This window comes from Eubacterium aggregans (assembly GCF_900107815.1).
In the GTDB taxonomy this organism is placed as follows: Bacteria; Bacillota; Clostridia; order Eubacteriales; family Eubacteriaceae; genus Eubacterium_O; species Eubacterium_O aggregans.
On record NZ_FNRK01000023.1, the window covers coordinates 1 to 25,335 of the forward strand.

The 25,335-nt window shown below is 52.7% G+C and carries 15 protein-coding genes; 1 reads left to right on the forward strand and 14 read right to left on the reverse strand.

Annotated elements, in window-relative coordinates:
* Positions 1-289: integrase core domain-containing protein (locus BLW33_RS11145; RefSeq protein ID WP_143032629.1), on the forward strand; the 289-nt coding region annotated here is incomplete at its 5' end.
* Positions 290-316: 27 nt separating this feature from the next.
* Here the strand turns inward: BLW33_RS11145 and BLW33_RS11150 are convergent.
* The 14 genes from BLW33_RS11150 to BLW33_RS11215 form a co-directional block, all read right to left on the reverse strand.
* Complete coding sequence (locus tag BLW33_RS11150) at positions 317-742, reverse strand: DUF3793 family protein (RefSeq protein WP_090308868.1); 426 nt, start codon at positions 740-742, stop codon at positions 317-319.
* A 200-nt stretch (positions 743-942) separates the two neighbouring features.
* Entirely contained in the window at positions 943-1,899 is a 957-nt protein-coding gene (locus BLW33_RS11155; RefSeq protein ID WP_207647831.1) for a TIM barrel protein, read from the reverse strand.
* Between the two features lie 13 nt (positions 1,900-1,912).
* The gene (locus BLW33_RS11160; RefSeq protein ID WP_090308871.1) at positions 1,913-2,308 is read right to left on the reverse strand and encodes a hypothetical protein; all 396 of its coding nucleotides are present in this window, start codon (positions 2,306-2,308) and stop codon (positions 1,913-1,915) included.
* 91 nt (positions 2,309-2,399) lie between these two features.
* Positions 2,400-7,193, reverse strand: a complete 4,794-nt coding sequence (locus tag BLW33_RS11165; protein ID WP_242911663.1) for an Ig-like domain-containing protein — start codon at positions 7,191-7,193, stop codon at positions 2,400-2,402.
* A gap of 58 nt (positions 7,194-7,251) precedes the next feature.
* On the reverse strand, positions 7,252-8,895 hold the full coding sequence (locus tag BLW33_RS11170) for a hypothetical protein (protein ID WP_090308877.1): 1,644 nt from the start codon (positions 8,893-8,895) through the stop codon (positions 7,252-7,254).
* A 317-nt stretch (positions 8,896-9,212) separates the two neighbouring features.
* Positions 9,213-13,754 (reverse strand): cadherin-like beta sandwich domain-containing protein, encoded by a 4,542-nt coding sequence (locus BLW33_RS11175; protein WP_090308879.1) that lies wholly within the window; start codon positions 13,752-13,754, stop codon positions 9,213-9,215.
* A gap of 12 nt (positions 13,755-13,766) precedes the next feature.
* A complete protein-coding gene (locus BLW33_RS11180) occupies positions 13,767-14,729 on the reverse strand; it encodes a dockerin type I domain-containing protein (RefSeq protein ID WP_242911666.1) in 963 nt (320 codons plus the stop codon).
* Between the two features lie 55 nt (positions 14,730-14,784).
* Positions 14,785-15,819: an ECF transporter S component gene (locus BLW33_RS14375; RefSeq protein WP_242911664.1), complete on the reverse strand. Its 1,035-nt coding sequence runs from the start codon at positions 15,817-15,819 to the stop codon at positions 14,785-14,787.
* A complete protein-coding gene (locus BLW33_RS11190; protein WP_090308884.1) occupies positions 15,789-17,525 on the reverse strand; it encodes an ABC transporter ATP-binding protein in 1,737 nt (578 codons plus the stop codon). The genes BLW33_RS14375 and BLW33_RS11190 overlap by 31 nt, the downstream gene beginning before the upstream one ends.
* Positions 17,498-18,442, reverse strand: a complete 945-nt coding sequence (locus tag BLW33_RS11195; protein WP_090308887.1) for an energy-coupling factor transporter transmembrane component T — start codon at positions 18,440-18,442, stop codon at positions 17,498-17,500. Before BLW33_RS11195 ends, BLW33_RS11190 begins: the two co-directional genes overlap by 28 nt.
* Positions 18,443-18,450: 8 nt before the next feature.
* Positions 18,451-19,647 (reverse strand): DUF4430 domain-containing protein, encoded by a 1,197-nt coding sequence (locus BLW33_RS14380; protein WP_242911665.1) that lies wholly within the window; start codon positions 19,645-19,647, stop codon positions 18,451-18,453.
* 46 nt (positions 19,648-19,693) lie between these two features.
* Positions 19,694-22,861: a prenyltransferase/squalene oxidase repeat-containing protein gene (locus BLW33_RS11205; protein ID WP_090308890.1), complete on the reverse strand. Its 3,168-nt coding sequence runs from the start codon at positions 22,859-22,861 to the stop codon at positions 19,694-19,696.
* 338 nt (positions 22,862-23,199) lie between these two features.
* Entirely contained in the window at positions 23,200-23,931 is a 732-nt protein-coding gene (locus BLW33_RS11210; RefSeq protein WP_090308893.1) for a DUF5131 family protein, read from the reverse strand.
* Positions 23,932-23,971: 40 nt separating this feature from the next.
* Complete coding sequence (locus BLW33_RS11215; protein ID WP_090308896.1) at positions 23,972-25,327, reverse strand: APC family permease; 1,356 nt, start codon at positions 25,325-25,327, stop codon at positions 23,972-23,974.
* Between the last annotated feature and the right edge of the window lie 8 nt (positions 25,328-25,335).

A 25,335-nucleotide genomic window follows, 5' to 3' on the forward strand; every position in this document is an offset into this window, starting at 1 on the left:
CTGCTATCGCAAAGCACTCAAAAAATTTCACGTCAGGCAGAGCATGAACAGGGCTGGTGGTCGTTGCCACGATAACGCCAGATGTGAAAGTATGTGGGCACGGATGAAATCCGAACTGTTGTATGACCGCTATGATACCGAAAAAATGACCATCGAAGAATTGAAGGTCTTAATCTGGAGATATTTCATGAGCTACTGGAATAACAGAAGAATCTGCTCATCGATTGGTGGAGTGCCACCTATAATAAAGAGGCAGCAATATTACCAGTCCTTACAGGATGTTGCATAAGGTCGCTGAATCCTTGAGGGAAATCTGTCAACTATTATTGACAATATCACATCGCTTATGCTCCATAAATCCATGGACATCCTCTGGAGGATATCCCAAAAACAGACCGATTTCATGGGGAAACGCCTCTCTGCACCGAAGCCGATTCACTAATTGGACCACGCATCGGTCCGGGTTATCCACCAGATAACCCCGAGCCTTAAGCAGGGATGCCCTTCGCCCATCTGTAAAATCCTGCTTCAAGCGGTTGGGACGGTACAGATAGAGGAGAGTCCGCCGTTCTGAAAAACGCAGGGGCAAAACCCGGATCCCCTTGGGCACCAATCGTCGATTGAGCTCCCGGATATCCCCCTGGATTTGTTCCCTGGACTGATGAGGGCAGGTAAATAGGCTGCCGGTTTTCATTCCCGCCAGGGTTGGCGCCCCATTACGTACTAAAAGCTTTTCTGTCATTGTCCTTCACCCCTTTTAGTTAGAATATGCTAACATATTGTCGAGTAAAATAGTTAGCTCCTGCTAACTCCTAATGTCATATTCAATTAGCCTGGACTTGTCAATCTATCTGGCCTAGTTTTTTTACATTGAAATAATTATAAAAAAAGAAATAGCCGTACAAGGCGGATTTTCCCTTGTACGGCCATTCCTTCTCTGAATCAACACATGGCTTTAAGCTGGATATCCAGCTTTTCCCCATGCTCCTGACGATCGGCGGTCACAAATTCCAGTACCAGGTATTCGGGGTCTACCGCTTTTATAACCCCCATAAAATCTCCGTCGACCCAGGGCTGGTGAGTATCCATATTATAAACATGTCCCATGGTTTTCCAAAAAAATCCCTGGTCCGACACCGTCTCCCTGGAATAACCCGCCAGCATGGTTTTAACATAGTCCCCGGTCAAGGATTGATGGAGATGAATCCCTTTGATATGATGTTTTAAATCCCCATGCTCCTCCAGCATCGCCTGAACATAGCGGACACTTTGATCCATATCCGACAGCTCGAGATTGGTGTGGAGTAAATGCCCCACATCCAGCATAATCCCCTTATGCTCATAGTGGATCCCATCCAGCAGACGCTTCGTCAGCCAGGGATCCGTCATTTTAAAGCCTGGCCACCATAAATTTTCCACTAAAAAATCGAAGGTATACCCCCCAACGTCCAGAAGCTCATTGATCAGGGTGCAGGCCGTATCAATCACTTCGGCATCCCCATGGGCGAACTGCCGATCCCATGCCTCTACGAAAGACACATCGCTGACATGAAAAACCACGTATTGGGCACCAAGGGCCTCTGCTTCCCACAGCTCACGTTCAAGGCGTTTATAAATGGCCTCACGCCCACTGATTCCACCGTAGAAGGATAACAATGCCTCCTCTGTTCCAAAGTTTTCTAACAACGCTGCCTGGTCATCCTTCCATAAATCCATCCAATATGGAAACATCCGAAGATGAACCCCCACCACATCCTCCCGGGGAATGATCTCTGGAAAGGAATTCTCCATATCCAGCATCAGCTCCAACCCATCCAACCCCCGATCTTTATAAAAACACTGCAAATCCCTTGAATCCGTATATCGCCCGATATCATGCTCAAATACCGTAAAATTCATTAACCGCTTCAATTTAGCCCTCCAAATGGATCACACATCCGCAATAGGGACAGGAATGGGCACTGCTTTTAACCAATTGCCCACAGTCCATGCAAACGGTCAGCGGACCGATGCTTCCCCTTTTAACCGGAATGGGAAAGCCCTTATAGTGGGTGACCCGATCCCCCGGTGAAAAAAACTGTCGCAAATCGTGCTCCAGTACCCCTTTAAAAATAAAGATATTCAACCGCCACTTTTGACGAATAACAAAAACATACTGACAGATCGGAGCGCCCCGGCTATTCTCAATGCTTTGAAGCTTAATCTCCTGTAAAACACCCCTGTAGGTATGATCCTTTTGCTTTTTATTCACAATGCCGTCCTTTGACTCTTCCCGCAAAAAACGGCGTCCTTTCGCTGCTTTTGTCATTTTCTTATCCTCTTTTTCCTAAAAAGCCCCGACATCATTGGCGATGATACGGGGCTTTCGCTTCTTACACTGTTATTTCAATACTACTTTCCTAGACGTGCTTCCGGCGGGCGACGATGATGACGGCACCGGTGGCTGCCAAGAGAACCAAGGCGATGATGCTGCCTGTTACTGTGCTGGTGTCTCCGGTGATCCCGGTTTTGGTATTGCCAGCGGTGGTGGCAATGCTTTGGTTTCCAGCGGTATTGCCGGTGGTTCCGGTGCTACCGCTATTGCCATTGTTCGTCCCCGGTGTGCTGGGAGTGGGATCCACGGGCTCTGTATTGCCGGCCTTTTGGGCCAGAAGGATAAAGTCTGAGAAGCTGCTTACCATAAAGGTAACGGTCTTCTGCTCAGCGTTATAGGTTCCGGTCAGGGTTTCCACTACCTTGCCATCTTTAATATGGGCAATCTTCACCACTGGGTTATCCCCGTAGGCGCTTAAGTCCGCGCTGATGGTGATGGTGATGGATTTATCCAATTCCGAAATGGTATTCCCCTTTAAGTCTTCAACATGGATCTCCAAGGGAAGTACAACTTCCATTCCGGTGTTGGCTTCCTTAGCGAGTTCTTCGCTATCCGTGTTTTCTGCTTTTTTCACCACCAGCTTATAATCGAGATTCAAATCTCCCGTGCTGACGGTGGTGCCATCTACCGTAGTGGGCTGATGGCGTTCTTCTTCTGCCTTTTCTATCGCTGTTTTCAAGCCGTCGATTTCGGTCTTGATTTCTGCCTGGCTGGCAGCATCAAGCTTACCAATGGCAGCCTGGGCAGCATCAACAGCATCTTGAGTCATTTCCTTCTCTGCTTTTTCGATGGCGGCTTTGGCATCGGTCATGACCTGCTGGCGTTCGTCTTCTGTCAGCTGGGCATCGGTTTTGATGGCGTCTATGGCAGTCTTGGCATCAGCCAAAGCCTGAGTAACCCCAGCTTGATCCACTGCTGCGTTGATGGCATTGGTGCCAGCGGTAATGGCTGCGGTTAGCTCCGCTTGCTGGGCTTCCCGATAATCTGCCGGTTTTTTATAGCCGGTCAGATCAGCGATAGCGGCGGTCTTGGCGTCGGCCAGGTCCTTGGCTTCTTCTGCGGTGTACTCGGCGTCTGTCTTTAAGGCATCCAGCTGATCCTCTGCCGCTTTCAGGGCTGCGGCGATATCGGTTTGATTGGCGGCTGCATCAATGGCGGTGTTGCCCGCGGCGATGATCTTTGCCATTTCCTTCTGTTCCGCTGCCCGATAGTTGGCTTGATCTTTATAGCCTGCCAATGCGGTTTTAGCATCGGTCTTGGCTGCTTCCAGCTCTGCTGCGGCTTTGAGTTCCACCATCTTACTGACATCGGCACTGAGCTTGGTCTGATGCGCTTCATCCACCAGGGCCTTTTGGGCGGTGGTGAGGGCATCAAAGGCGGCTTTGGCTTCGGTCAGAGCGGTTTCATCGCTAAGCTGTAAATCTGCGGCTTCCGGCAGGGCATCAATTTTAGCGATGACGGCCTGGGCTGCGGTGGCATCGGCATCCTCTTTAACGGTGACCACGGCGATGGCCTTGGCATACCATTTATAGGTCTTCCCGCCCTCGTAGGTCTGGCTGTTCCCCTTATTAGAGACCAGGTAGGTGCCCGGGGTGTCGAAGGTGACGCTGAGCTGTCCCTTGTCGTCGGTGGTGCCGGCCACATCGGTCCAGGTATTCCCGCCATCATCACTGATCTGCAGGGCTTCTCCGGCCAGGGCGTAGTGCTGGGTGACCCCACCATCTAAATTGGCCTTGACATCCCCTTTAAGGGTGAGGGCCAGGGGTGTGCCCGCGGTGGTTTCCAGCCCCGCCTTCCCGGTCATTTCATTAAAGAACATGAACTGGAGGGATTCGTGGAACTGGTAATCGTGCCCGGTGTTGCACATAAAGAGCTCAGCCTCATCCTGATCCTCAATTAAGATATAGGAGGCCACGGCCCCGATTCCCTTGCTCATCAAGGGGTAGGTGTTATTGACATCATACCGGAAATAATTCCCATCCATACCAAAGAACTGGGTGAAGTACCCATTTTGGGCCTTGGACCCACTGAGGGTCAGGGCTTCCCCACCGATGGTCAGCTTATTCCCGTCGGCCTGATAATACTGTTCTAAGAACCGGATATAGGCGTGGAGGAGGGTGGGCTGGCGCACGATCTTATCGCTGGTGTCTACCCCTGCGGTGCCCTCCTTCCGGGAAAATTGATCCAGCCCGTAATCTGCCAGGTCAAAGTAGCCCACGGTAATGGGGACATGGGCCAGGACGGTGCCCTCGGCATCCTTCCCGGTTACCAGCTTATTGCTGTCCGTCATGGTGATGTACACCGTCTTTTGGGTGGCGGCTTCAATCTGGGCCTTGGTCTTGATGGCATCCAGATCTGCCTTGGCATCCGCTAGGGCGGTGTCGATTCCGGCTTGGTCCGTGGCCCCATTAATGGCTGCCTTCCCCTTTTGGATCGCGGTGGCCCAGCCTTCTAAATCCTCGCTGTAATAATTGGCTGCGTCGGTGTAGCTGCTTAGGGCCGCAATGGCCTGGTCCTTGGCCTGGGACAGGGGATCGCTCTGGCCGACGATAACGGTACAGGAGCTGGCAAAGCCGCCGTCATTGGTCTTGGCGGTAATGGTAGCACCGCCCTTGGCCACAGCCGTCACCTTCCCATTGGTATCCACCGTCGCCACAGCCTCATTGCTGCTTAGCCAGGTAACTGAGGGGTCGGTGGCGTTGTAGGGCTGTACGGTGGCATCTAGTTGCTTGGTTTCCCCCGGGGCCAGGATGGCCGTATCCGGAAGGAGGGTGACGCCGGTGACATCTATCTTTTCCAGGACGGTAAAGGTTAATGTCGGGATATAATTACAATTATACACTGCACTTGGCGGACCAAAAGAAAAGCTATTGGTATCGGTCCGGAACGAATATTTCCCGGGCTTTGTATCGGCCTTAACCGTAAAGGTATATTTCCTGAGATTTTGGATATCCTTTACGGCATTGTAGCCATGCGAATTAGTGACCGGGGTATTCCATGCAGGACCAATACTCATAGAATAGTTCGTAGGTTTTATCGCCTGGATGAATTCTTCTACATTGGCTAAAACCTTATCTGGAATATCAACGGTGACCTCCACCGTATCCCCGGGGTATATTTTTTCGGAGCTTAGGGTCATATCCCACTTTTCCCCGCTATAGGGAAGGACCGTCACCTGGCAGGTGGCGGACACCCCGCTTTCGGCGGTTACCGTCAGGGTAACCGGCGTGTTTCCCGTTACGGCCACAGGATAGATTGTCAGGGCTTTGGGATCAACCCCTAGGGCCATACCCAAAACCACTCCCTCATTGGAAGAGGTGACGGTAATTTTTTCATCATACTTGGTGTGGGGAATCAGATGCCAGGTGGTTCCCATTTCCAGGGTTACTTCCGTATCGCTTAAGGTGATGGTATCATCCGTCACCGTGAGGTTGACCACATAGTCGGTTTTAGAATCGGCCTTGCCGTCGTTGGCCCGGAAGGTCAGGGTCAGGCTGCCGTTTTCCGCCGGGGTGGTGGTGTAGGCCGCCGGGGTGGCTGTAAACTCACCCTCCCCTACCTTGACCTGGTAGGTCAGGGCATCCCCGTCGCCATCGATAAAGATTTTAGACAGGTCCAGGGTATAGGGCGTGCCTGTGGTCCACACTGCCGCCGTGGGGTTATCCACCCCATCGGCCACCACCGGTACCTTATTCTGGCCCGTGGGGTTTTGCCATTCCAAGATGGGGAAGCCGTCGTTCAGCTTGGTGGTGCCGTTATCCGCCACATAGGCATCCCCCAGGCTTTCGGGGAAGTCGGCGGCTTTGAGCTCGTCGGCGGTTTTGGAGGTGGCACCTTTTACAAGGATTGGAATATCTTTGCCATCCAGCATCTTGGGTAAACAGCTATCCAGATAGCAGCAATTCGTTAGTGTAAAGCTCCCTCCATAGTTATCCCCTAAAACACCGCCAATCGCCGGCATTGTCCCGGATTGATAAGCGATTGACTCATAGCTCAGGCTCCCTGCATTATAGCAATTCTCTATCTGGCATTTTCCATAAAAATTAAGACCAATCAACCCGGCGGCACTTGTTCCATTAGCAGAGCTCCAAGACACATGGATTGTACCGTTATTATAGGAATTTTTAATGGTATTGTTTTTAAATGCCTGCCCGACAAGGCCGCCAACGGCCGGTATTGCTTGAGTACCGTTATAAGTATTCAGGCTCGCGCGGCTAAAGCAGTTTGTGATGGTGCTGCCTGTAGCCGTTCCGGTGATCGCTCCGGTCATCGCCCCATCTTGCGTAAGATTTGTATTGCTGATAAAGGATTCCGTTATCCCCAGATTGGTGATGGTCGCCCCATTGATATTAGCAAACAGGCCACAGCTGATATCCTGGGCATCATTGACGTAGAGCCCTTTAATGCAGTGCCCGGTACCATCAAGGGTTCCACTAAAGGCTTTGCCCTCCATTTTTTCGTAATTATCGTCCCACTGAGCTACCCCAATGGGCTTCCAGGTGTTGGCTGGTTTTTGATCCTTTGTCCAGCTGGCCCACTCTGTTGTATCATTGAGCTGGATATCGGCACTTAGCTTAATGGTTTTACCGCTAAAGCTATCCTGGGCGATGCCCGTTGCTGTGCCATTGACAATCTTCATCAGTCCAGCCAGCTGCTCAGGCGTGCTGAGCTCGAAGGTACTGTCCGCCGACTTATACCAGCTGGTATCTGCTGTGCCGTTCCACACTGCCGGGGCTGCCAGCGCTGTTGCTGGAATAAATCCCAGGAACAGCAGCAGTGTAAACAGTATTCCAAGTAATGTTTTTTTATATAGTCTCATTTTTCTTTCCCTGAAAAAAAGATAGTGTGGTTTTAGCCGCACCATCCTTTATTCAATCTTATTGAATCGTAAAAACCTTTTCGCCAACGACATTCGGATTACTGACGCTGGTGGCGCATACCTTAAATTGGGTGACTGTTCCACCCGCTGGCGGTGCATTCTGGGCGACAACATTGCCGTTTTGGTCAACGGTAAAGTAGTAGCCGGAATCTACCTCCCAGGAATTACTGCTGGTATCGTAGAAATAACCGGTCCAGACGACATCCTGATTTGTGGCTTCCGTCGGTGTAATGGCGGCTGTTGCAGTAGTCCGATTATTGCGACTGCTGCTTGCAACCAGATTGGGTTTCCCCATGGTAACCGTAATCCCCGTTACCGCCGTCCCAGTGGTCGATCCACTTAAGTCGATGGACAGATCTGGGAAGGTGGAGAAGCTGCCGTCCCAGGTGCCGGCGTTGAGGTTCGGTTCCCCGGTTTGGGCGTGGATGGCATCCGAGCCCAGGGCATCGCCCCACCACTGGGATTCAATATGGCCAGCCGTTAAATTAAGCTTAGCTTCACCGGTCACATTGCTTTGGATATTGCTGATGGTCATGGTGTTATTGGTGGCCAGGTCATACTGACTGCACAGGCCGTGGGCATCGGTGCCAGTGTAGGTTACAAAGGTGCCGGTGCTGCCCCAGGCGGGAGAATTCCAAGTGGGGTTGTAGATGGTGGCCAGCTTGTACACGGGCATGGTAATGCCGGTAAAGCTGACGGTGGCGGTGTTGCCCGCTGAAATGGGCTGTCCCGGGTTGGTGGCGTTGGCGATGGTGACGTCAATCTTCCGGGCATCGATGATGTAATAGGTGCTCTTGGCTGCTCCGGTGGAATCTGTGGCGCTCACCCCAATGATATTGGAGCGGTTGCCCAGATTGGCGGTGTAGCTGCCATCGGTATTGGCATCGATGACGATGCCGTTACAGGTAACCACGGTGCTGGCTGCATTGGCCGCGGATACCGTAAAGGTCTTATCGACGGTGTTGCCGTCTTTAAAGTAAATGGTGTCGTAGTGGTTATCAATAACACCGCCGGTGCACGCGTCCGTCTGGTCCTTAACAAAATCCGGAATGGACGGAGTGATGGTACCACTTTCATTCACGGTGTAGACGACGTAGCCGGTGTTGACCGAGGAGCATTTACCCCAATTCTTATTGCCATAAGTTTTTCCATCATAGGTTACCTTCACCACGGCCGTTCCACTTGCCAGGGCCTTTACATAGGCCGCTGCCGAGGAATCAGTCGCCGGTGCAGGTGTCACGCTCAAGCTTGTCGATGTCGTGCCTGCGGCTGAATCGCTGCTCAGCCCCACCACATCGGTCCCACTAATCACGGTGTAATGAAAGGTGGGGTACTGCACATCGTTGCTTACCATGTTGCTCTGAACCTGGGGCAGTGCCCAGGGGTGGAGCGCAGCAATCTGATTGGATGAATCCGTGGTGCTTAATGCCTTTTGGGCATAGGGCAGCCAAAGATCATACTGGAAATTATCCCCTGTCAGTGTAGCGTCAATGGTGTCATTGGGTACACCGACGGTGGGGGTATCCCCAATGTAGGTGCCTGTGGCGTGGACGGTGCCCCCGGCCAGCATGGCAAAGAGCCCGAATGCACACAGCAGCAGGGCGATAAGCCCCACATGAATCCTGCTTTTTAAAGCATCCATTTTCAAACCTCCTTCTCTTATTTATATTTGACGCGGCTGCTGCCGCCATCAGTCATAACAAAAGCCCCGTCGGTTTGGCCGACGGGGCTTTTAGGAAGCATGGTATGGATTCATGAACAAAAAGGACCGCCGGAGTACCGGCTGGCTATTCCCAATTCAGACTTAGCGACTGGACGCCACGTTTTTTTCGGTTCTGGAAAACCCAGATCGTCCTTTTTGGTTCACTTTATTTAATTTTGTTGCTGTTTACATTTATGAAGCTATTATATCTTTTTTTCTTTGAGAACGCAAGGTTTTTTTAAGATACATTATTTAGCCTAGCTGTGCTTGCGCTTCCAGATCAAGGCTGCGCCACCCCCAAGGGCAATGACAACTAGTACGGCAGCGGCACCGAGGGCGCTGTTTTCTCTGGCAATCCCGGTGGCGGTGTTCTTGGTGGTGTTAACGCCATTGGCAGTGGTACCGGTTCCCGTGGCTCCTGGTGTGGTTATCTTGGTAGCCATGACCACGAAGTCGGAGAAGCTGTGGGTGATAAAGCTAAGGGTCTTACCCTGAGCATCGTAGGTGGCTTTGATTTTTTCCACGCTGCCATCGTCCTTAATATGGGCGACCCAAACATCATCAGTGTTGTATCCGGTGAGGTCAACGCTTAATACTACCATGATGCCGTCCTTTTCGATGGCGGCCAGCTGTTCAGCACTCAGCTCTTCCTTATTGATGCCGATGCTCAGGGCGAGGATGGCATCTTTTCCGGTCAGGCTGTTCTTCGCCTGGGCGATGCTGTCGGCCTTGACCTCAGCATTTGCACTTAACTTTACGTTAAGGGGCAGAATATTGCCATCCTTATCCTTCAGGGCGACACCGACGGTGCTGCCTTCGGCGGTGGTTACATTACTTTGTACATGCTGTTCTGCATCTGCCTTGGCTAAGGCGTTGTCCATGGTACTTTTGGTGTCCTTTGCCTTTTCCCGAGCAGTAGCACTGATGTTGTTGTAGGCGGTGACGGCCTTGTTATAGGCATCGACGGCACTGGCTTCTTTGGCTTCAATTTGTGCAATGACGGCGTTCATCTGGACAATGATGGAATCGGCTTCGGCCTGGGCTTCCAGATCAACAATTTTGGTTTCGGCCGCCTTTAGGGTGACCAGCTTGGTAACGTAGGTCTTGGCGTTTGCATTCAGGGCGTCGTAGGCGCTGCGGGCGGCGGTGACGGCGTCTTTGTCCGCCAGGGTCAGGGTGCGTTCTGCGGGGAGGGCAGCGATTGCTGCATCCACGGCGGCAGCGGCAGCTTTATCTTCTTCCGCCTGGTACTGAGCTGCGGTTTTGATGCCGTCCATCTCGGTTTTGGCACTGGCCACAGCGGTGTTGATTTTAGCCACGGCAGCGGCTAAATCGTTGTTTTCCACGGTAATGGCATTGACGGTTTGTGTCCATTTGGTGATGGTATCGGCCAGCTGTTTCTGTTCTGATGCCCGGTAGTCGTTTTTATTTTTATAGGTTTCGATGACCTTAACGGCAGCTTCCTGGGCTGTCTTCAGATTTTTGGCTTCTTCGATATCCAACTCGGCATCGGTTTTGATGCCGTCGATGGCCGCTTTAGCCGCCGTTAAGGCGGTGGTCACACCGTCTGTTGTGGTTGCTGCATCAATTTTTGTCTTGCCGTCAGCAATGGCGGCAGCCAATTCTGTTTTCTGGGCATCCCGGTACAGGTCGGCGGATTTGTAGGCTTCCAAATCCCCCTTGGCCGCAGTTTTGGCATCCAGCAGGGTGATTTGGTTTTCTGCGGCTTCCAGCTTGGTGAGGGCATCGGGTGAAACGTAGGTCTTTTGGGTGGCGCTCAGGTCATTGTAGGCCTTGCGTGCGGCCTTAACGGCGGCTTCGCTATCCTTGTCCACGGTGGCGGGAAGGGCGTTGATTTGATCTTCTACGGCTTTAGCTGCTGTGAGGTCGTCGTATTTTGCCCGGGCATCTACCAGGGTTTGATAATTGGTCACCTGGGCTTTGTCTGAGGTGCTGAGGGCCGCATAGTCGGCTTCGGCCTGAGTAATGGCGGCTTCGCTGTTTAGGGTAACCTCTCCGATGGCGTCAATTTCCTTAATGAGGGCCTTCACCGGAGTGGTGCTTTCGATGGCGAAGATATAGCCGCTGTCGTTTTTATAGTATAGGGTTCCGTCAGCTCCGGCGATGACACTGGAGATGCAGTATTGCTGCTTATCCGTATCCGGGGTGTATAAATCCACCTTTTCTGCGGTAGCGCCCGTATCATTGGGCTTGACCTTGATGAGGTTTAAGCCGCCGGGATTGCTGTTATAGGTGCTGTAGAAATACAGGTACCCGGTGTCCTCCAGATAGGCGGTGCTCAGGAGCACCGAGCCCTGAGGATAATCCGTCATGGGGACGGTATAAACCTTAGCCAGGCTGTTGGCGTCACAGCAGAGGAAGAATCCGCCGCCGGCGTTAATGCCGTTGCCCAGTCCAATGTAGACCCGTCCGCCGTAAACGACCGGGGTGGCAGTGGCCTGCTTCGCTACATCGGGATAGTTTTGGGATTTTAAATCCGAAAGCTGACCGCCGCTGTCCACGGTGGCCCGGCAGAGGTAGCCGTTTTTAGTGGTGAAGTAGAGCTTCCCGCCATCGTAAACGACGGTGGAGCGCTGATCCCCCAGACCCGTCAGGGTCAGATCACTCACCACGGCTCCGGTTTTACGGTTGATGGAGAGAAGATGGCTGTCCCCGTCAAAACCACCGGTGGCATCGTCGGTCCCGACGATGATGACATCATCCACCACGACACCGCCGGCCCAATAGAAGCCGCCGGCCTGGGTATGACGCCAGGTAGCTGTTTTTTCTTCCTTGGCATTGGCGGGGTCTTCATCGGAAACGGAAAGACAAACGTAGTTGGCATCCCGGCTTTCGCCATTCCAGAAGCCCGTGTAAATATAACCATCAGCGTAGGCGATGGGGGCGTTGGCCTGGCCGCCTAAGACGTCTTTGTAAATCCACAGGGATTCCAGGGTGGTGGCGTTAAAGGCTTGTATTTCTCCACTGCCCATTTGGACAAAGATCATGCCGTCGGCATAAATCGGATTGGTGATGGCAAATCCCGGTGATGCATCCATGGTGCCCGTGGCTTTAACAGCCCCGGTGCTGCTGTCCAGGCGATAGATGGACGTCCCGGCACAAACGACGATGTCCCCATCCACGATAATCTGACCCGTGGGGGATGCTGCCCAGCCGGTGCCGAGCTTGGCGGTCCAGAGGGTGCTGGCCTGGGCTGCACTGGCTGGGGTTTGGGCTGTGGTAATGCCGTTGTTTTGGGCGTTTCCTCTAAAGTTAGGCCAGGTGGCATCTAGTCCTGTGGGGTCGGCTGCCGCCGCTTTTAAATCGGCGGTGATGGTGCCCCCTTCTACGGGGACACTGCCGGTCTGGGCCACATAGCCGGTCTTAGTGACGGCATAGGTGTAGCTGCCATCGGCGAACAGCCCGGAGAAGCTGCCGTCAGTGTTGGCGGTGACGCTTTTTCCTGCGCTGTCATAGACCTTTGCAATGGCATCCGCCGGGGTGGTTTTAAAGGTGACGGTGCCCACTGGCTTTTTAACCAGATTCAGGGTATAGGTATTGGTAATGGCTTTATCGCCCTGACCTGCGGTCACGGCAATATCCACTTTGTTGGTTCCACTGATATCCACGGTGCTGCTGCTGGACCCGTTGTAGGTCACGGTATAGCCACTGTCCTTGGGGGTTGCACTCAGGGTCAGTGTCTTGGCAGTTTCCGCCACAGCGGCACTATAGGTATTGGTGGTGGATACAAATTTAGTGTCAAAGTTCAGGCTGGTGTCTCCTGCCTTTGCGCTTAAAGCGCTCAGAGTGGGGTTGACATTGACATCCAGGGTGTAGGTTTTCGCCGTGGCCGTGGAACCTTCTGCCGGATTGACGGTGAGGGTAAGGGTGTTTTTCCCTGGGACTAAGCAGTTAGCCCAAGCCGAGCTGCCAGAGGTCCAGGTGATATCCTTTTTCTGGTTATCGGCCTCTCCCCATTTCAGAGTGACCATGGCGCCGCTTTCCAGGGGCTTCGCACGGAAGCGCAGCTGATTTATGCTGTCGGTCTGGGCGGCCAGGGTGTAATTGAGGGTATCCGCACTGAATACTGGTGCTTCGCCGTAGCTGTCGGTGCTGTTTTGCAGCAGGACAGTGCCTCCTTCAGGGGAAGTCCCGGTGTGGACTAAGAGACTGTCCAGACCTTCCTTGGGGGGTTCAGGAATGCTGATGTCAGTAACCACATTGTTCAATATGCTTTCATCCAGTCCAATCAGCACATCTCGGTTTGCTGTAGTATTGTGCTTAGCGAATGCAAAATCGCTGGCTGATAAAGTCACATCTTTTTTTGCTTTCAGATTAACGGTGCATAGAGTATATCCGTTTTCGCCGCTTTCCAGGTAGCGATAAGGCGGTGTGGTCGCACTGGATTTGATTTTAGCGTCACTAGCGGTTCGATCTATGTTGAAGGTATATCCAATCAGGCCATTGGCAGCATCATTCACAAAATAGGTTGAGGATTTTGTGAAGATTCCCGTCCCGTCCTCCTCATCGAAGTATTCAGTACTAATACATTTTCCAAGAGTTGAAGCGATTGGTTCGTATTTGTCCGTATCATACTTCAATACAAATCCAGCTGTGGTGATATTTGTATTCGATACGGCGAATTTGACGGCGACGGTATCCCCCGTCTTGTATTCGTATTGCGTTCCGTCCACGATGAAGCTGGCCTTCGGTGCATTATCTTCTGCAAAGACATTCGCACCGATGACGGCCAGAAGCACCAATAAGACGGAAATGGCAGAGATGAGTTTCTTTTTCATAATTACCTCCTACTATTCATTCAATCCTGTCGTTCCAAAATACTTATTCACAACTGCTAAATCATTGCCGGTGATAAAGCCATCGGCATCCACATCTCCATTCTGACCCGTTTCAACCGTTGTACCAAAATATTTATTAACAACAGCCAAGTCGTTGCCAGTGATGTAGCCATCCCCATCCGCATCCCCGGTGACGGCAGGGGCTTCATCCAGTCGGTTCAGTGCTGCCAGCGCGGTATCCACACTGTCCTGGGTGCTTTCCATATCCTTTAACACGGCTGTGGCCCCGTCGTATTTTTTCTGGTTTTCACCCTGGGCTAGTACATCAGCCTTATTGGCCATACCGTTGATTTCAGCCACCCGCCAGGTCAGGGCGTCCTTATTGGCCGCATTGATTAACGGCACACCGCCCCACTGGGTGTTGTCCGCCCCCAAATCGGCCCCCAGACCATAAAGGGTGTACTGCCAGCGTAGGACATCCCCCTGGGCCAGGGTCGTGCCCGAAGCGCCAACACCGGGAAAGCTATTGTTGATGGCGTACATCCATCCGCTGTTGGTATAATAATCAAATTCCCCCAGCCACTGATCATCGCTACGATCCTTTGGGGAGAGGGGGCCGGTTTTATCTAGAATATACTGGGGCACTCCGCTGATATCCGTATCGCCATCTTTAATAGACGATAGATAAAAGGAATCGGCCACGGTTCCGGTGTTTTCATAATTTCCCGGTCCCAATAAATCTGTAATCACCTGGGCTGTTTTAGTCCCTGCCGGCAGGGTCACCAGGATCGGTTCGATTTTATAGCCCTGGCCCAGGGTGAATTTTTCCATGGTTACACATACGGTAACCGTGTTATTTCCATCCGCCTCCTGGGCGAATGCCACCCGTGCGAATAAGCCCACCGTCAACGTGAGGGCCACCAGTCCACAGGCCAGCCATTTCCATTTTTTCATGTACTGCATCATCCTTTCCACAGTAATCAACACGTATTCCTCCTTCATAACCTTTTAAACACACTTTCAAAAACCATTATTCCATCAATCCGTACTTCAGCTTGATCCGCTCCAGCTTCTCGATCATGGGCTGGGAGAAGATGGACAGGAAGAAGATGGTGGCAATGGCATGGACTAAGTCAAAGGGGAATCCTGTGATCAGGTAGGACAGGATGACGGGCCAGCTCAGGGTGCTGGACCACATGAGCCCCGAGGCCACATTCATAATGGGGCCGTAGATGCACAGGGCCGTCACCCCGCCGAAGATGCACAGGGGTAGCTTGCTGGTGCCCAGCCATCCCCTCTTGAAGCAGATCCCCGCCAAAAATCCGATGATGCCGAAGGCGAACATCTGCCAGGGCGTCCAGGGCCCCTGCCCAAAGAAGAAATTAGACACGAACCCGGTGACCGCCCCCACCAGGAAGCCGGATTCCCCACCGAAGCAGACCCCGGCGATGATGACCAGGGCGAGGACGGGCTTGAACTGGGGGAGCATAAAAAATGCTGCCCGCCCGGCCACGGCGATGGCACAGAGGGTGGCGATGACCACCAGCTCCCGGGCCTGGGGCTTTCGGCCCTCAAAGGAAACCAGAAAGGGGATCATGGTTTCAAGAATAATGGCCATGCTGACGATATAATATTTCCGGTCGCCCCCAAAGCGGATCCCCGCCCAAATGGTCAGGGGAATGGCCACCAGGATCATTGCGGCGCACAGCCAGGTCCGTTTTCCGATGCGGTGGTCTTTGGGGGCGGCTACCGGCGGTCCCGCATCCACATGGGGCTTTAAATACTGGGTGCCGATGACCACGAAGATAAAGCCGATAAAGACACTGGAATAATATTTACTGCTTCCCAGGTAGGTAAAGCATAGCCAAATACCGCCGGCACAGGCCAGTAGGATGGCCGCCCAGACCAATACTATTTTCTGCTTTGTCGGGCGGTTATCCCGAAGGCGTTTACGCACCGGAGGTGCTGCCGGACCAGGATTTCCGGTGGGGGACGTCCCCACTACCTTCAGCACGGCCTGTTGTTCTGCCGTCTTTACAGCGCTATTTTTTCTGTTCGTTGCCACGTCGGTTCCTCCCCTGCGTTTTCCTGGCACAGTCGAATGACATCCTCCGCCGTCACGGCGTTTTTAAACAGATGGCGGCTCATGCGGTTGGCCGAAGTGGTGTAAAAGCTATTGCCGGCAAAAAATTCCCGGGGGCGGCCGGTAGTCACCAGGCTGCCATCGAAGAACAATCCGCACCGATCGGCGAACCGAGCACAAAATTCCACATCGTGGGATACCATGATGATGGTAACCCCCTGGGTTTTTTGCAGCTTTTTCAGAATCATCCCCAGTTCCAGCTTATAGTGATTATCCAGCCCCTTGGTCGGCTCGTCTAAAATCAAAACCTCTGGCTTCATAAGGAGGATTTTAGCCAAGGCCAGGCGCTGCTGCTCCCCGCCGCTTAAGTCATAAGGGTGCCGGGCCAGTAAATCCTCCAAATGAGTGAGTCCAATGACTTCATCCACCCGGGCATCCTTTTCATCAATGGACAGCTTTTTTTCATTGAGCATTTCATATAAATCCAGCTCCACATTCTTTTTAACGAAAAGGCTCTGGGGGTTCTGGGGCATAACCCCTAAAATCTGCTGGTAAAGCACCACCCGGTCGTATTTTTTAAGGGGCGTCCCCTTCAGCTTGATTTTTCCACGATAGGGCTCCCGGATGCCGGAGAGCAGGGAGAGGGTGGTGGATTTGCCGGTGCCGTTGCCCCCCACCATGCAAAACATTTCCCCTTCATAGATGTTGAAGCTCAAACCCCGGACCACATCCGGCAGGTGCCGCTCGTACTTGAACCACACCTCTTTCATGCTGATAAGCGGCTCTTTGCCCTTCTGGGGGAAGGCGGATTCGGGAAGGGGGCTTTCCGCCACAGTATCGATACCAATGGACTGATCCTTTAAGTAGCCATCGATCCATCGCCGTCCTTCCCGGACGGTAATGGGCCAATCCTCCAGATCATCGGCCACCCCGGCGCAGATCTGCATGGGGGCCGGCATGGCCACGAACATATCATGGCCTATGGCTCTTAAGTGGCTGCCCACCCGCCTGGGGGTATCGCAGGCGACGATGCGCCCGCCGTCCATCACTACCGCCCGGTCCGCAGCCGGAAGGACCTCCTCCAGCCGATGCTCGGATAAGACGATGGTGGTCCCCAGATCCCGGTTGAGCTTTTTGATGGTGCCTAAGAAATCTGCCGCGGCGATGGGGTCCAACTGGCTGGTGGGCTCATCCAAAATCAGAAGGCTGGGCTGAAGGGCCATGATGGAGGCCAGGTTAAGGAGCTGCTTCTGCCCCCCGGAAAGTTCGGTCACATTGCGCATGAACCAATCCTGAATGCCAAAGTAAGAGGCCATTTCAGCTACCCGCAGGCGGATGGTTTGGTTATCGTAGCCCAGACTTTCCAGGCCGAAGGCTAGCTCATGCCAAACCTTATCCGTGACAATCTGGTTATCCGGGCTTTGGAGGACATAGCCAATCTGGGCACTTTGGGTACGCTCATCCACTTCTGTGAGGGGCGTTCCATTGAAGATCAGCTGGCCATCCCGGTCCCCATGGGGAGTCAGGACGGTTTTGAAATGGCGCAGCAGGGTGCTCTTCCCACAGCCCGATGCCCCGCAAAGAACGATGAACTCCCCCTGGTCAATACAAAGATTGATGTCATCAAGGGCCAGCTTTTCGGCTTCGGGATAACTGAAGGTCAAATGTTGGATATCGAATAATGCCATGGCTGCTCCTTACTTTCACTGGCAGCTGCATCTTTGGTCAGCTGCTTCCATTTAATGCCCTCTGCCACGTCGACAAAGACCGGCATGAGGCAGAAAGCCAGATAAATCACATAAACGCTGATGGACAGGGGGGTGAAGGCCGAGTATTTAATAACCGGGTTGTAGGAGGCGTAGGCCAAGCCCCCCATCACCCCACCGGTGACGATGAGGAAAAGGACCAGCATAATACTGCCAACCCACTTATCCCGGGTATCAAAGGTGAAAATGGAGAAGCTGCTCCGCCCCTTTAAGCCATAGCCCCGGGCCTTCATGGAATCGGCGGTCTCAATGGCATTTTCCAATGCCCAGGTCACCATAATGGACAGGATGTTAACGGCATTGCGCACCCGCTGCCAGACATTGCCGCTGCCGATATCCCGCCCGATGCACTTTTGCCCCTGGGTGATGACGGATAGCTGGGCCTTGAATTTCGGCACGAAGCGCAGAACCATGGAAAGCACCAGAGAAAGCGCCGGAATCACCCGTCCAAACAGATAGATAAATTTATCCGAGGTCATAATGGTGTTGTAGCAGGCGAACCAAACAATCACCTCGATGAACATGACGGCCATGACCGCCCCATAAACGATGGATTCCAGGGTCATGGGATTGCCCGTGGGCCAATAGCCTAAGATGGTCACCCCGCCGTGGTTGAACAGGGGATTGATAAGGGCCACTAAGAACAGCATGGGCAGCATGCCCACTAGATTAAATTTGAGGGAGCGGGGGGTCCCCAGCAGAACCAGGGAATAAATCACCGCCCCCAGCAATGAGATCACTAAGAACGCCGGGTGGTTGAAAAACATGGAGAACATCAGCACCACCGCGAAGTAAAAGAAATTGATGGCCGGATGATAGGTTGAGAAGGCATCTTCCATGATGTTACCTAGTACCAGGTCTGGCCCAGGTCCCTGCCCAGGTCACAGGTATAATTCCAGGTGATGGCATCCCCTTCTTTGACCAGATATCGGCTGCAGCCGTAGTTGGGGTACCAGCCATTGACCTCGTACATCCACCCGGAGACCTCGCCACAGTCAAATTCATACAGGTTATTAATCCCCTCAATATAATTGGAGCCATAAAGAGGGGTGTAGCTATATTCCATCTGGATGCCCGCATTGCGCATTTCCCGGGCCAGCACATCGTAGACCATTTCCCCTGGATGATAGGCCACCTGCTTATAGACGAAGATGGTGCCATCCTTGGGCTGATAGGGTTCCTTTTCCGGATTGAGGTAAGGATAATACTGGGCTTTCCAGATATTATCGCAGCGTACCTCCAGGGTACAGTATTTAGTGGTGCCTTCATCAATGGTGACATTGGCCGGTTCCACCGGGCCAGGCTGCCCCGAGGGGATTTTATCCAGCTGGGTATTATAGCCGTCCATGGCACCGGTATAACCGGCATCGGCATCGATGGCATTCTGCTTCCTCGCCTTTCCCGCAGCTTTGGCTGCCGCCTTTTCTTCATCGGTCAGCACCACGGTTTCCGTTCCCAGGGTCTCCCCCTCCACCTGGGTGCTGGACACCAGGTAGAACTGTCCTTTGGCCACGGTAAGGCCAAAGTTGACCTGGGTGGTTTCAGTACTATTATCCATTTTAACGGTCCCCACCTTATTAAGGTTCGTACCGTCTAAATTGTACAAGTCGATGCTCTGGCAGTCCCACTTGGTAGGCAGGACCAGCCGCAGGTTATACTTTCCGGGAACCCCGGGGTTATCGGAGAAGTTGAAGCCCTGGACCTGAACGGAGCTGGTGGCCGCCTGGACCTGGGTGGCCGCATCGTTATTCAGCCCCATGGCGATATTGAAGTCCATGGGGGTGGAAATATCCGCGCCATTGAAGGTCCAGACATAATTGACATTATCCACCGTCCCGGGGTAAATATCTGTATTGACCGTATTTTTCAGTTCGTCAAAGAAAGCTTTTTTAATGATTCCGCCTTCTGGATAGGCATACTGTTCCGTTTTCCCCCCGGCATTACTGACAGTGGTTACCGGATTATCGCACCCGGCAAGGGTGCCGGCCATCCCGAACAGGATGAACAGCGACAACAGCACCCCAAAAATCTTTTTCTTTTTCATTTTTACATCCTCCCTCTTTTGTGCTTTGGCCACTTACGGCCTGACCCTACATTTTTAATTTTTTCCGGTGGCGGACCTCAATGGCAATCAAAAGGCCGATACTGTAAAGGACTGCCATAGTCCCCAGGCCAATGGCGAAGGGCGCCGCTCCGGCTTTTACCTTTTGTCCCAGCTCATACCAGAAGGAGGTCAGGGTATCTGTCCCCGTTTTCAGCTTCCCGGTTCCTGTAATATCTACCATGCCAATACCGGATTGCCCTAAGATAAGGCCGTGATCTACGATTTTACCTGATGTTCCCGTGGTGTTTATGCTTTTTCTCGTACTGCTGAAGCTTCCACTGGCGCCGGCATCGCTGATGGCAGACGATCCGGTCCCAATGGACGCCCCCCCTGAACCACCTGGCGTTACCATAGACTTGTTCTCTGAGACATATCCGAAAATACCCGTATCCGACGTTTCAAAGGTCACATAGCGCCGATCCACAGAAATGGTCATATTGGTGGTCTTAGCCACCACCTCATCGCCAATGGTATAGCCATTGACCTTGACACCCGCCAGCATGGATTTACTGGTTTCAGGCACCTCCATCTGAATTTTAATGGGGTCCACTGGGTGATAGGCCGTTGTCAGATCATCTGCCAAAGTATTGGTGAGGGTGATGTCATTGACCTGGAGCAGGTTCTCCCGATTACCCAGACTGCTTTCTATTTTCTTCACGGTTTCTTCATCCAGATTCTCCACGCTCAGTGCCACATACCAGGGCAGATCACTGTAAATGGTGAAAGTTTTGGGGTAAACCCGGCTTCCATCCACATCGGAATAGGTCTGAATGACTCGCTGGTTGATGTTCTTTACGGCTGCCTGGCAGTAAGCCAATTTCTGCTTTTCCGCCGTGGTCAGCAGGGTCTTGTCCAGATAGGCGGCTTCCGCCGGGGTAAGCTGTGCCATGGCCCGACTGACGAAGACGACCGCATCACGATCCGCCGCCTTAAAGGCTCCTGGGGAGGGTAGATTCTGAATCCGTTCCTGTATGCCGGATGGCGTCATCCCCTGGTAAATCTCGTAGGTGGTGGTTAAGGTGTGGGTATGATCCACCGTCACGGATGCCGTCACCGTCGCCCGGGACGCATCGTCTCCCATTCCCATGGCGGCAAGATCCGCGGCACTCAAGGTGCTGGCATGGACGGTGACATTCCCTTCGGCATCGACCTCTGCCGTTTTTTCACTAGTGTGGTTTTCCACGCTCCAGGTGACAGCACTGACATCCGGCATCCCCGTGGAATCGATGCTGGCGGTAAGCTTGACCTTCGATTCTTTATCAGATGAGAAAACGCCTTCCTCCGCATTAAGATACATCCCCATCACCGTCGCCGGTTCGATTTCAATATCCGTCATATCAAAAATCTGGGTTTTATTTTCTGATACCCGCTGATGGCTGATCAGGGCTTCCATCCCCTGGTCCGTAGCCATGGCATCCCGGACGCCGGCGGCGGCACCGCCATTATCCCCTCCTCCTGGCTTAATGTGCATAAAGCCGGCACCATAGGGTGAATCCGCAAGGTAGTATTGGCTCAGCGCATCCACGGTGCTGACGCCGTTTTTAATAAAGCGGCTGTCGGCTTCGGGGTCGATGCCATAGGCAGAAAGTGCCATGACGACCTGGGCCGTGCTTTCGGAATTATTTGTTCCGAAGGTGGCATAGCCCCCGGCGTCATCCCCCTGGGCAACCTGGACCTGGGAAAGGACATTAAAGGCGCGGTCGCAGGCCGCCTTGACGTCGGGCTGATCCTGATAGGGCTCCAGGGCGTAGAGGGCCATAGCCGTCATATCCGGGTCTGCTTTGGTTCCACTCAGGGTCCACCCTCCACCATCAACTTCCCGACCCAGGATATGGTCAATCATGACCTGGCGGGTATTCTGAGTTTTGGCCTCCGGATTGTCCGGTATTTTATAGGCATGGCTGTCTAAAGCGATCAGTGCCCAAATGGGACCGTTGATTCCCTGCTTTTTAACATTGTTGAAATCCGATAAGTAGCTGAGCAGGTTATACCCCGCAACATTGGTGACATCCTTACCGATAGCTGTCAGACCGAGGATAACCCGGGAATACTCCGTATATTTCACCTTGTGGAGGACGCCTTTTTTATCGATTAACGTCTGGCAGACATTATTGTAATAGGTATTGTACAGGTTCTGATTCCCCAATCCTGACCGGGCCAGGACGAGGATGGACCATTCCCCGCCAGTAGTGCCTACCGCAGGCGGGCTTTGTTCAAACCCCGAGAGGATGGCCGCCGCGCTGGTGTTGATCATCCGCTCTATATCATTGGTTCCGGCGCTTTCCCGCAAGGATTTAGCCTGAGCGGCCAACTCAGCCTGTAACGCCCCATTGGATTCCGCCTCCTTTTTTTCTGTTTCTTCCACCTTGTCCTCAGGTTCAGAGATCGGTTCCACCGTGGGCTGAGCCACAGTAGGCTCCATGGCTTCCCCAGCGAAAAGTGCATCTTCCAGGGTGCCGAAAATGGCCCTGGCCTCCTTCCCGCTCAAATCCGTTTTAGAAAGGGCTGCCAGCGCTGTACTGCAGGCTGTATTATTATACGCAACGCTGCGATCCGTCTGGGCGACAAGCTCTAAAATACGATCCACGTCGCCTGCATTTTTAGAGAGCGCCAAATCCTTTTCATCATCAAAAAGACTGTATCGGATTCGAAGAACGTCCCCATCCATTGGGCTGTACTCCCACAGACTCTCCAGACTTTTTCCATTCAGAGTCAGGGCCCAATGTCCCCCTGAGGTGTAAGCCCCACTCCCTAGGGTACCCGCTGCTGCCGTATTACCGGTCGTCGGTAAGGTCGCCGTGGTCAATGCCTGTACGGCTTCCGGTATGGTGATGCTGCCGGTATCCGCTCCGGAAATGGATTGAATCCCACTGCCCTCCAACAACACTTCCCCCTTATTTTCCAGAGCCCTTTCAACAATGGCCGCACCATCTTCTCCTGCATCGAACCCCACAGATATGGGCTCCAGGTAAAATCCCTGTCCCAGACTCTGCCGCTCCACCGTTATAATGGCGGTTCCTCCGCTGCTGGCACCACTTGCCAGGACTCCGGCAATCCCGGAGGACACTAACAAGATCCCCACCAACAGAAGGCACAATACCCGCATACTTCTTTGAAGGATTCCCTTTTTTCCTCCCCATTGGACGTCTTCCATCCTGCACTCCTCTCTCGTCGCTCTTTTTCTTTTGATCATTACTGTCTGCTTCTGTAAAACAAAAGCACCCGTCCATATCTCCCATGGACGGGTGCTTTACGTTTACGCTATGATTTTCCAATAAAACACCCATTTCCAGAAAATGGTGTGGTGGTGACACAGGTCAATCTACTGACTTTACAGTTGGTTTTTACCAGTTGGGATTCCCCATCTTTCTTCCTGTGCGGCTTTATTGGATTTTTATACTATCGGAGCATTGAAAAACACTCTTAACGTTAACTGAAATTATATCTTAAGGCCCTCACCGTGTCAAGGCTCCACTAAAAAACATTCATGCATTAAAGCTCTGTATCCAAGCCCGCTTTTCGGGCTTGTTCATGCTGCCGCCGCCTTGGAATTCGATAGGTGATGCCGTTTTTCTTCAAACGGGCTCCGGTCTGGCGGAAGGTAAAGGACACGCCAACATTATGGCATTGGCGATGCAGATCCAAAAGCCAGTCGAAATCACAGGATCGAGCGGCATTGCCGGACTCACCACCGGCCACCACCCCTTCGATCCGGTTATCCAGCCCCAGCATGGTGATGGGGCCCAGAAGGGGTTCGCAGGCCAGAAATTTATGGGCAATGGGCAAATCTCTGAAAATCGGATAACGGAAATCATACTGTCGCTGATTTTCTATGGTACAGGCCACAGCCACATTGGGCCACCCACCTCCCCAATCAGAGGGCAGCCTGTCTTTAAGGCGAATGATGCGCTTCGTAATGATCATATAATCCAAATCCGGCCGGCTCGCCATCATTTGCCAGATTTCCGGACGCCAGTCATCGGCCTCCTCAATTAAAAAATCGGAGGTCATACAGACATAAACCAGGGTTCCGGAGGGCACTTTATAACGCCCCTTCCGATCCCGGGCAATGATAAGCTGGAAGTTCTTCGTCCGCTCCACACGGGTGGGATCTTTCCCAATGGATTCATCCCGCCGAAACATATAACAATGCGCACAACCCTCCGAGTATTTATGACAGCCATGCCAGGGATTCCAAACCAGCTCTTGCCTCAGTGGCCTCATGTCAGCTCCACCCTTTCTCCAGCACGGCCTTTAAAACACCCTAGGGATGCTGCCGTAAAAACGGTGCCCCAATGAGCAGGATAACGGCAAAGACAATGATATAGCAGGTGACCGCCATTACGCCATGGGCGATGAATGCCGCGGCAATCATGAACAGGCAGCAAATGATGGAGAGACCAGGCATGACGAAACGCTTCATCCAATGCTCGCTTTTCTCCCGGATCATGACCATAATGAAAATGGGGATATACATCCCATAAATAGTGACAATGGGCAGCTCCGAGGAATCAAAGGAAAAGGCTCCGAACCAAGGCTCCGAGGCCAGTTGTGCACCGTAAAAATAAACCAGCCAAAGGCCACAGAACACCAACCCCATCACGGCCGAGTTAACCGGCATGTTTGTTTGACGGTCAACATTGCCAAGCAGCTCCGGCTTCGGCCCGCGATTACGGACAGCCAGACTGTACATCCCTCGGGAACAGGCCATGGTCAGCCCATTGAGGGTTCCTAAGCAGGAGATGATAACAAAGACGAATAAAGCCGTGCCTCCGATGGAAGAGAATAAATTCACAAAGGCTTGCTGGGTACCCTCTGCTCCCATTTCCATCATATCGGCATTGCTGATGCCCCCGGCAATCCCCACATAATATAAAATATACACCACTGCGACGGTAATAGTCCCCAGTACCAGCGCCTTGGGTAAGTTTTTCTTCGGATCCTTAAGCTCCGCATTGATACTGGTGGCGATAATCCACCCTTCGTAGGCAAAAGCCGTGGCCACCACAGCCGCCAAAAATCCACCAGAAGGGCTAATGGAGGTATCCACTACCGTGGTGAAATTAGTCATGGTCATTCCATTGGACAGGCCAACGACCAAACCCACAAGGCCCATCAACAGCAGCGGAATCAATTTGATAATGGTCGTAGAAACTTGGAACTTTCCAGCCAAAATGGGGCCGAGGGTATTTAGAGCAAAGGCCGAAATCAAAAAAACTCCTGAAATCACCATACAGGCCCCGCCCGTAATATCCCATCCCAACAGTACGCAGAGGTACCGCGCCGATACCCAAGCCAGTACCGAGGTCATCGCTGGATAATAAATCGTCGCCATGAACCAGCCCATAAAGTAGCCGTAGCGATCTCCCACAATATTCTCCGCATAATCCAGTGCCCCATTAACAAAAGAATAGCGGGTCGCCAGGGTTGAGAAGGTATAGGCGCAGATGATCATGATCATCCCCCCGACACCCCAGGCCAAAATACCCAGAGGCAAATTACCGCCAGTGGCGTTTAATACCTTCTCCGCTTTAAAGAAGACGCCGCTGCCAATAACGATACCCACCACCAGGCAAATGGCCGTCAAAAGCCCATATTTTTCTTTGAGTTTGTTTTCCACAATGCTTT

What these genes read in the sequence shown, in the direction of transcription:
- BLW33_RS11170 (WP_090308877.1), bottom strand. Translation starts at nt 8,895, where the DNA reads ATGGATGCTTTAAAAAGCAGGATTCATGTGGGGCTTATCGCCCTGCTG.
- BLW33_RS11150 (WP_090308868.1), bottom strand. Translation starts at nt 742, where the DNA reads ATGACAGAAAAGCTTTTAGTACGTAATGGGGCGCCAACCCTGGCGGGA.
- BLW33_RS11210 (WP_090308893.1), bottom strand. Translation starts at nt 23,931, where the DNA reads ATGAGGCCACTGAGGCAAGAGCTGGTTTGGAATCCCTGGCATGGCTGT.
- BLW33_RS11160 (WP_090308871.1), bottom strand. Translation starts at nt 2,308, where the DNA reads ATGACAAAAGCAGCGAAAGGACGCCGTTTTTTGCGGGAAGAGTCAAAG.
- BLW33_RS11195 (WP_090308887.1), bottom strand. Translation starts at nt 18,442, where the DNA reads ATGGAAGATGCCTTCTCAACCTATCATCCGGCCATCAATTTCTTTTAC.
- BLW33_RS14380 (WP_242911665.1), bottom strand. Translation starts at nt 19,647, where the DNA reads ATGAAAAAGAAAAAGATTTTTGGGGTGCTGTTGTCGCTGTTCATCCTG.
- BLW33_RS11165 (WP_242911663.1), bottom strand. Translation starts at nt 7,193, where the DNA reads ATGAGACTATATAAAAAAACATTACTTGGAATACTGTTTACACTGCTG.
- BLW33_RS11155 (WP_207647831.1), bottom strand. Translation starts at nt 1,899, where the DNA reads ATGAATTTTACGGTATTTGAGCATGATATCGGGCGATATACGGATTCA.
- BLW33_RS11205 (WP_090308890.1), bottom strand. Translation starts at nt 22,861, where the DNA reads ATGGAAGACGTCCAATGGGGAGGAAAAAAGGGAATCCTTCAAAGAAGT.
- BLW33_RS11175 (WP_090308879.1), bottom strand. Translation starts at nt 13,754, where the DNA reads ATGAAAAAGAAACTCATCTCTGCCATTTCCGTCTTATTGGTGCTTCTG.
- BLW33_RS11190 (WP_090308884.1), bottom strand. Translation starts at nt 17,525, where the DNA reads ATGGCATTATTCGATATCCAACATTTGACCTTCAGTTATCCCGAAGCC.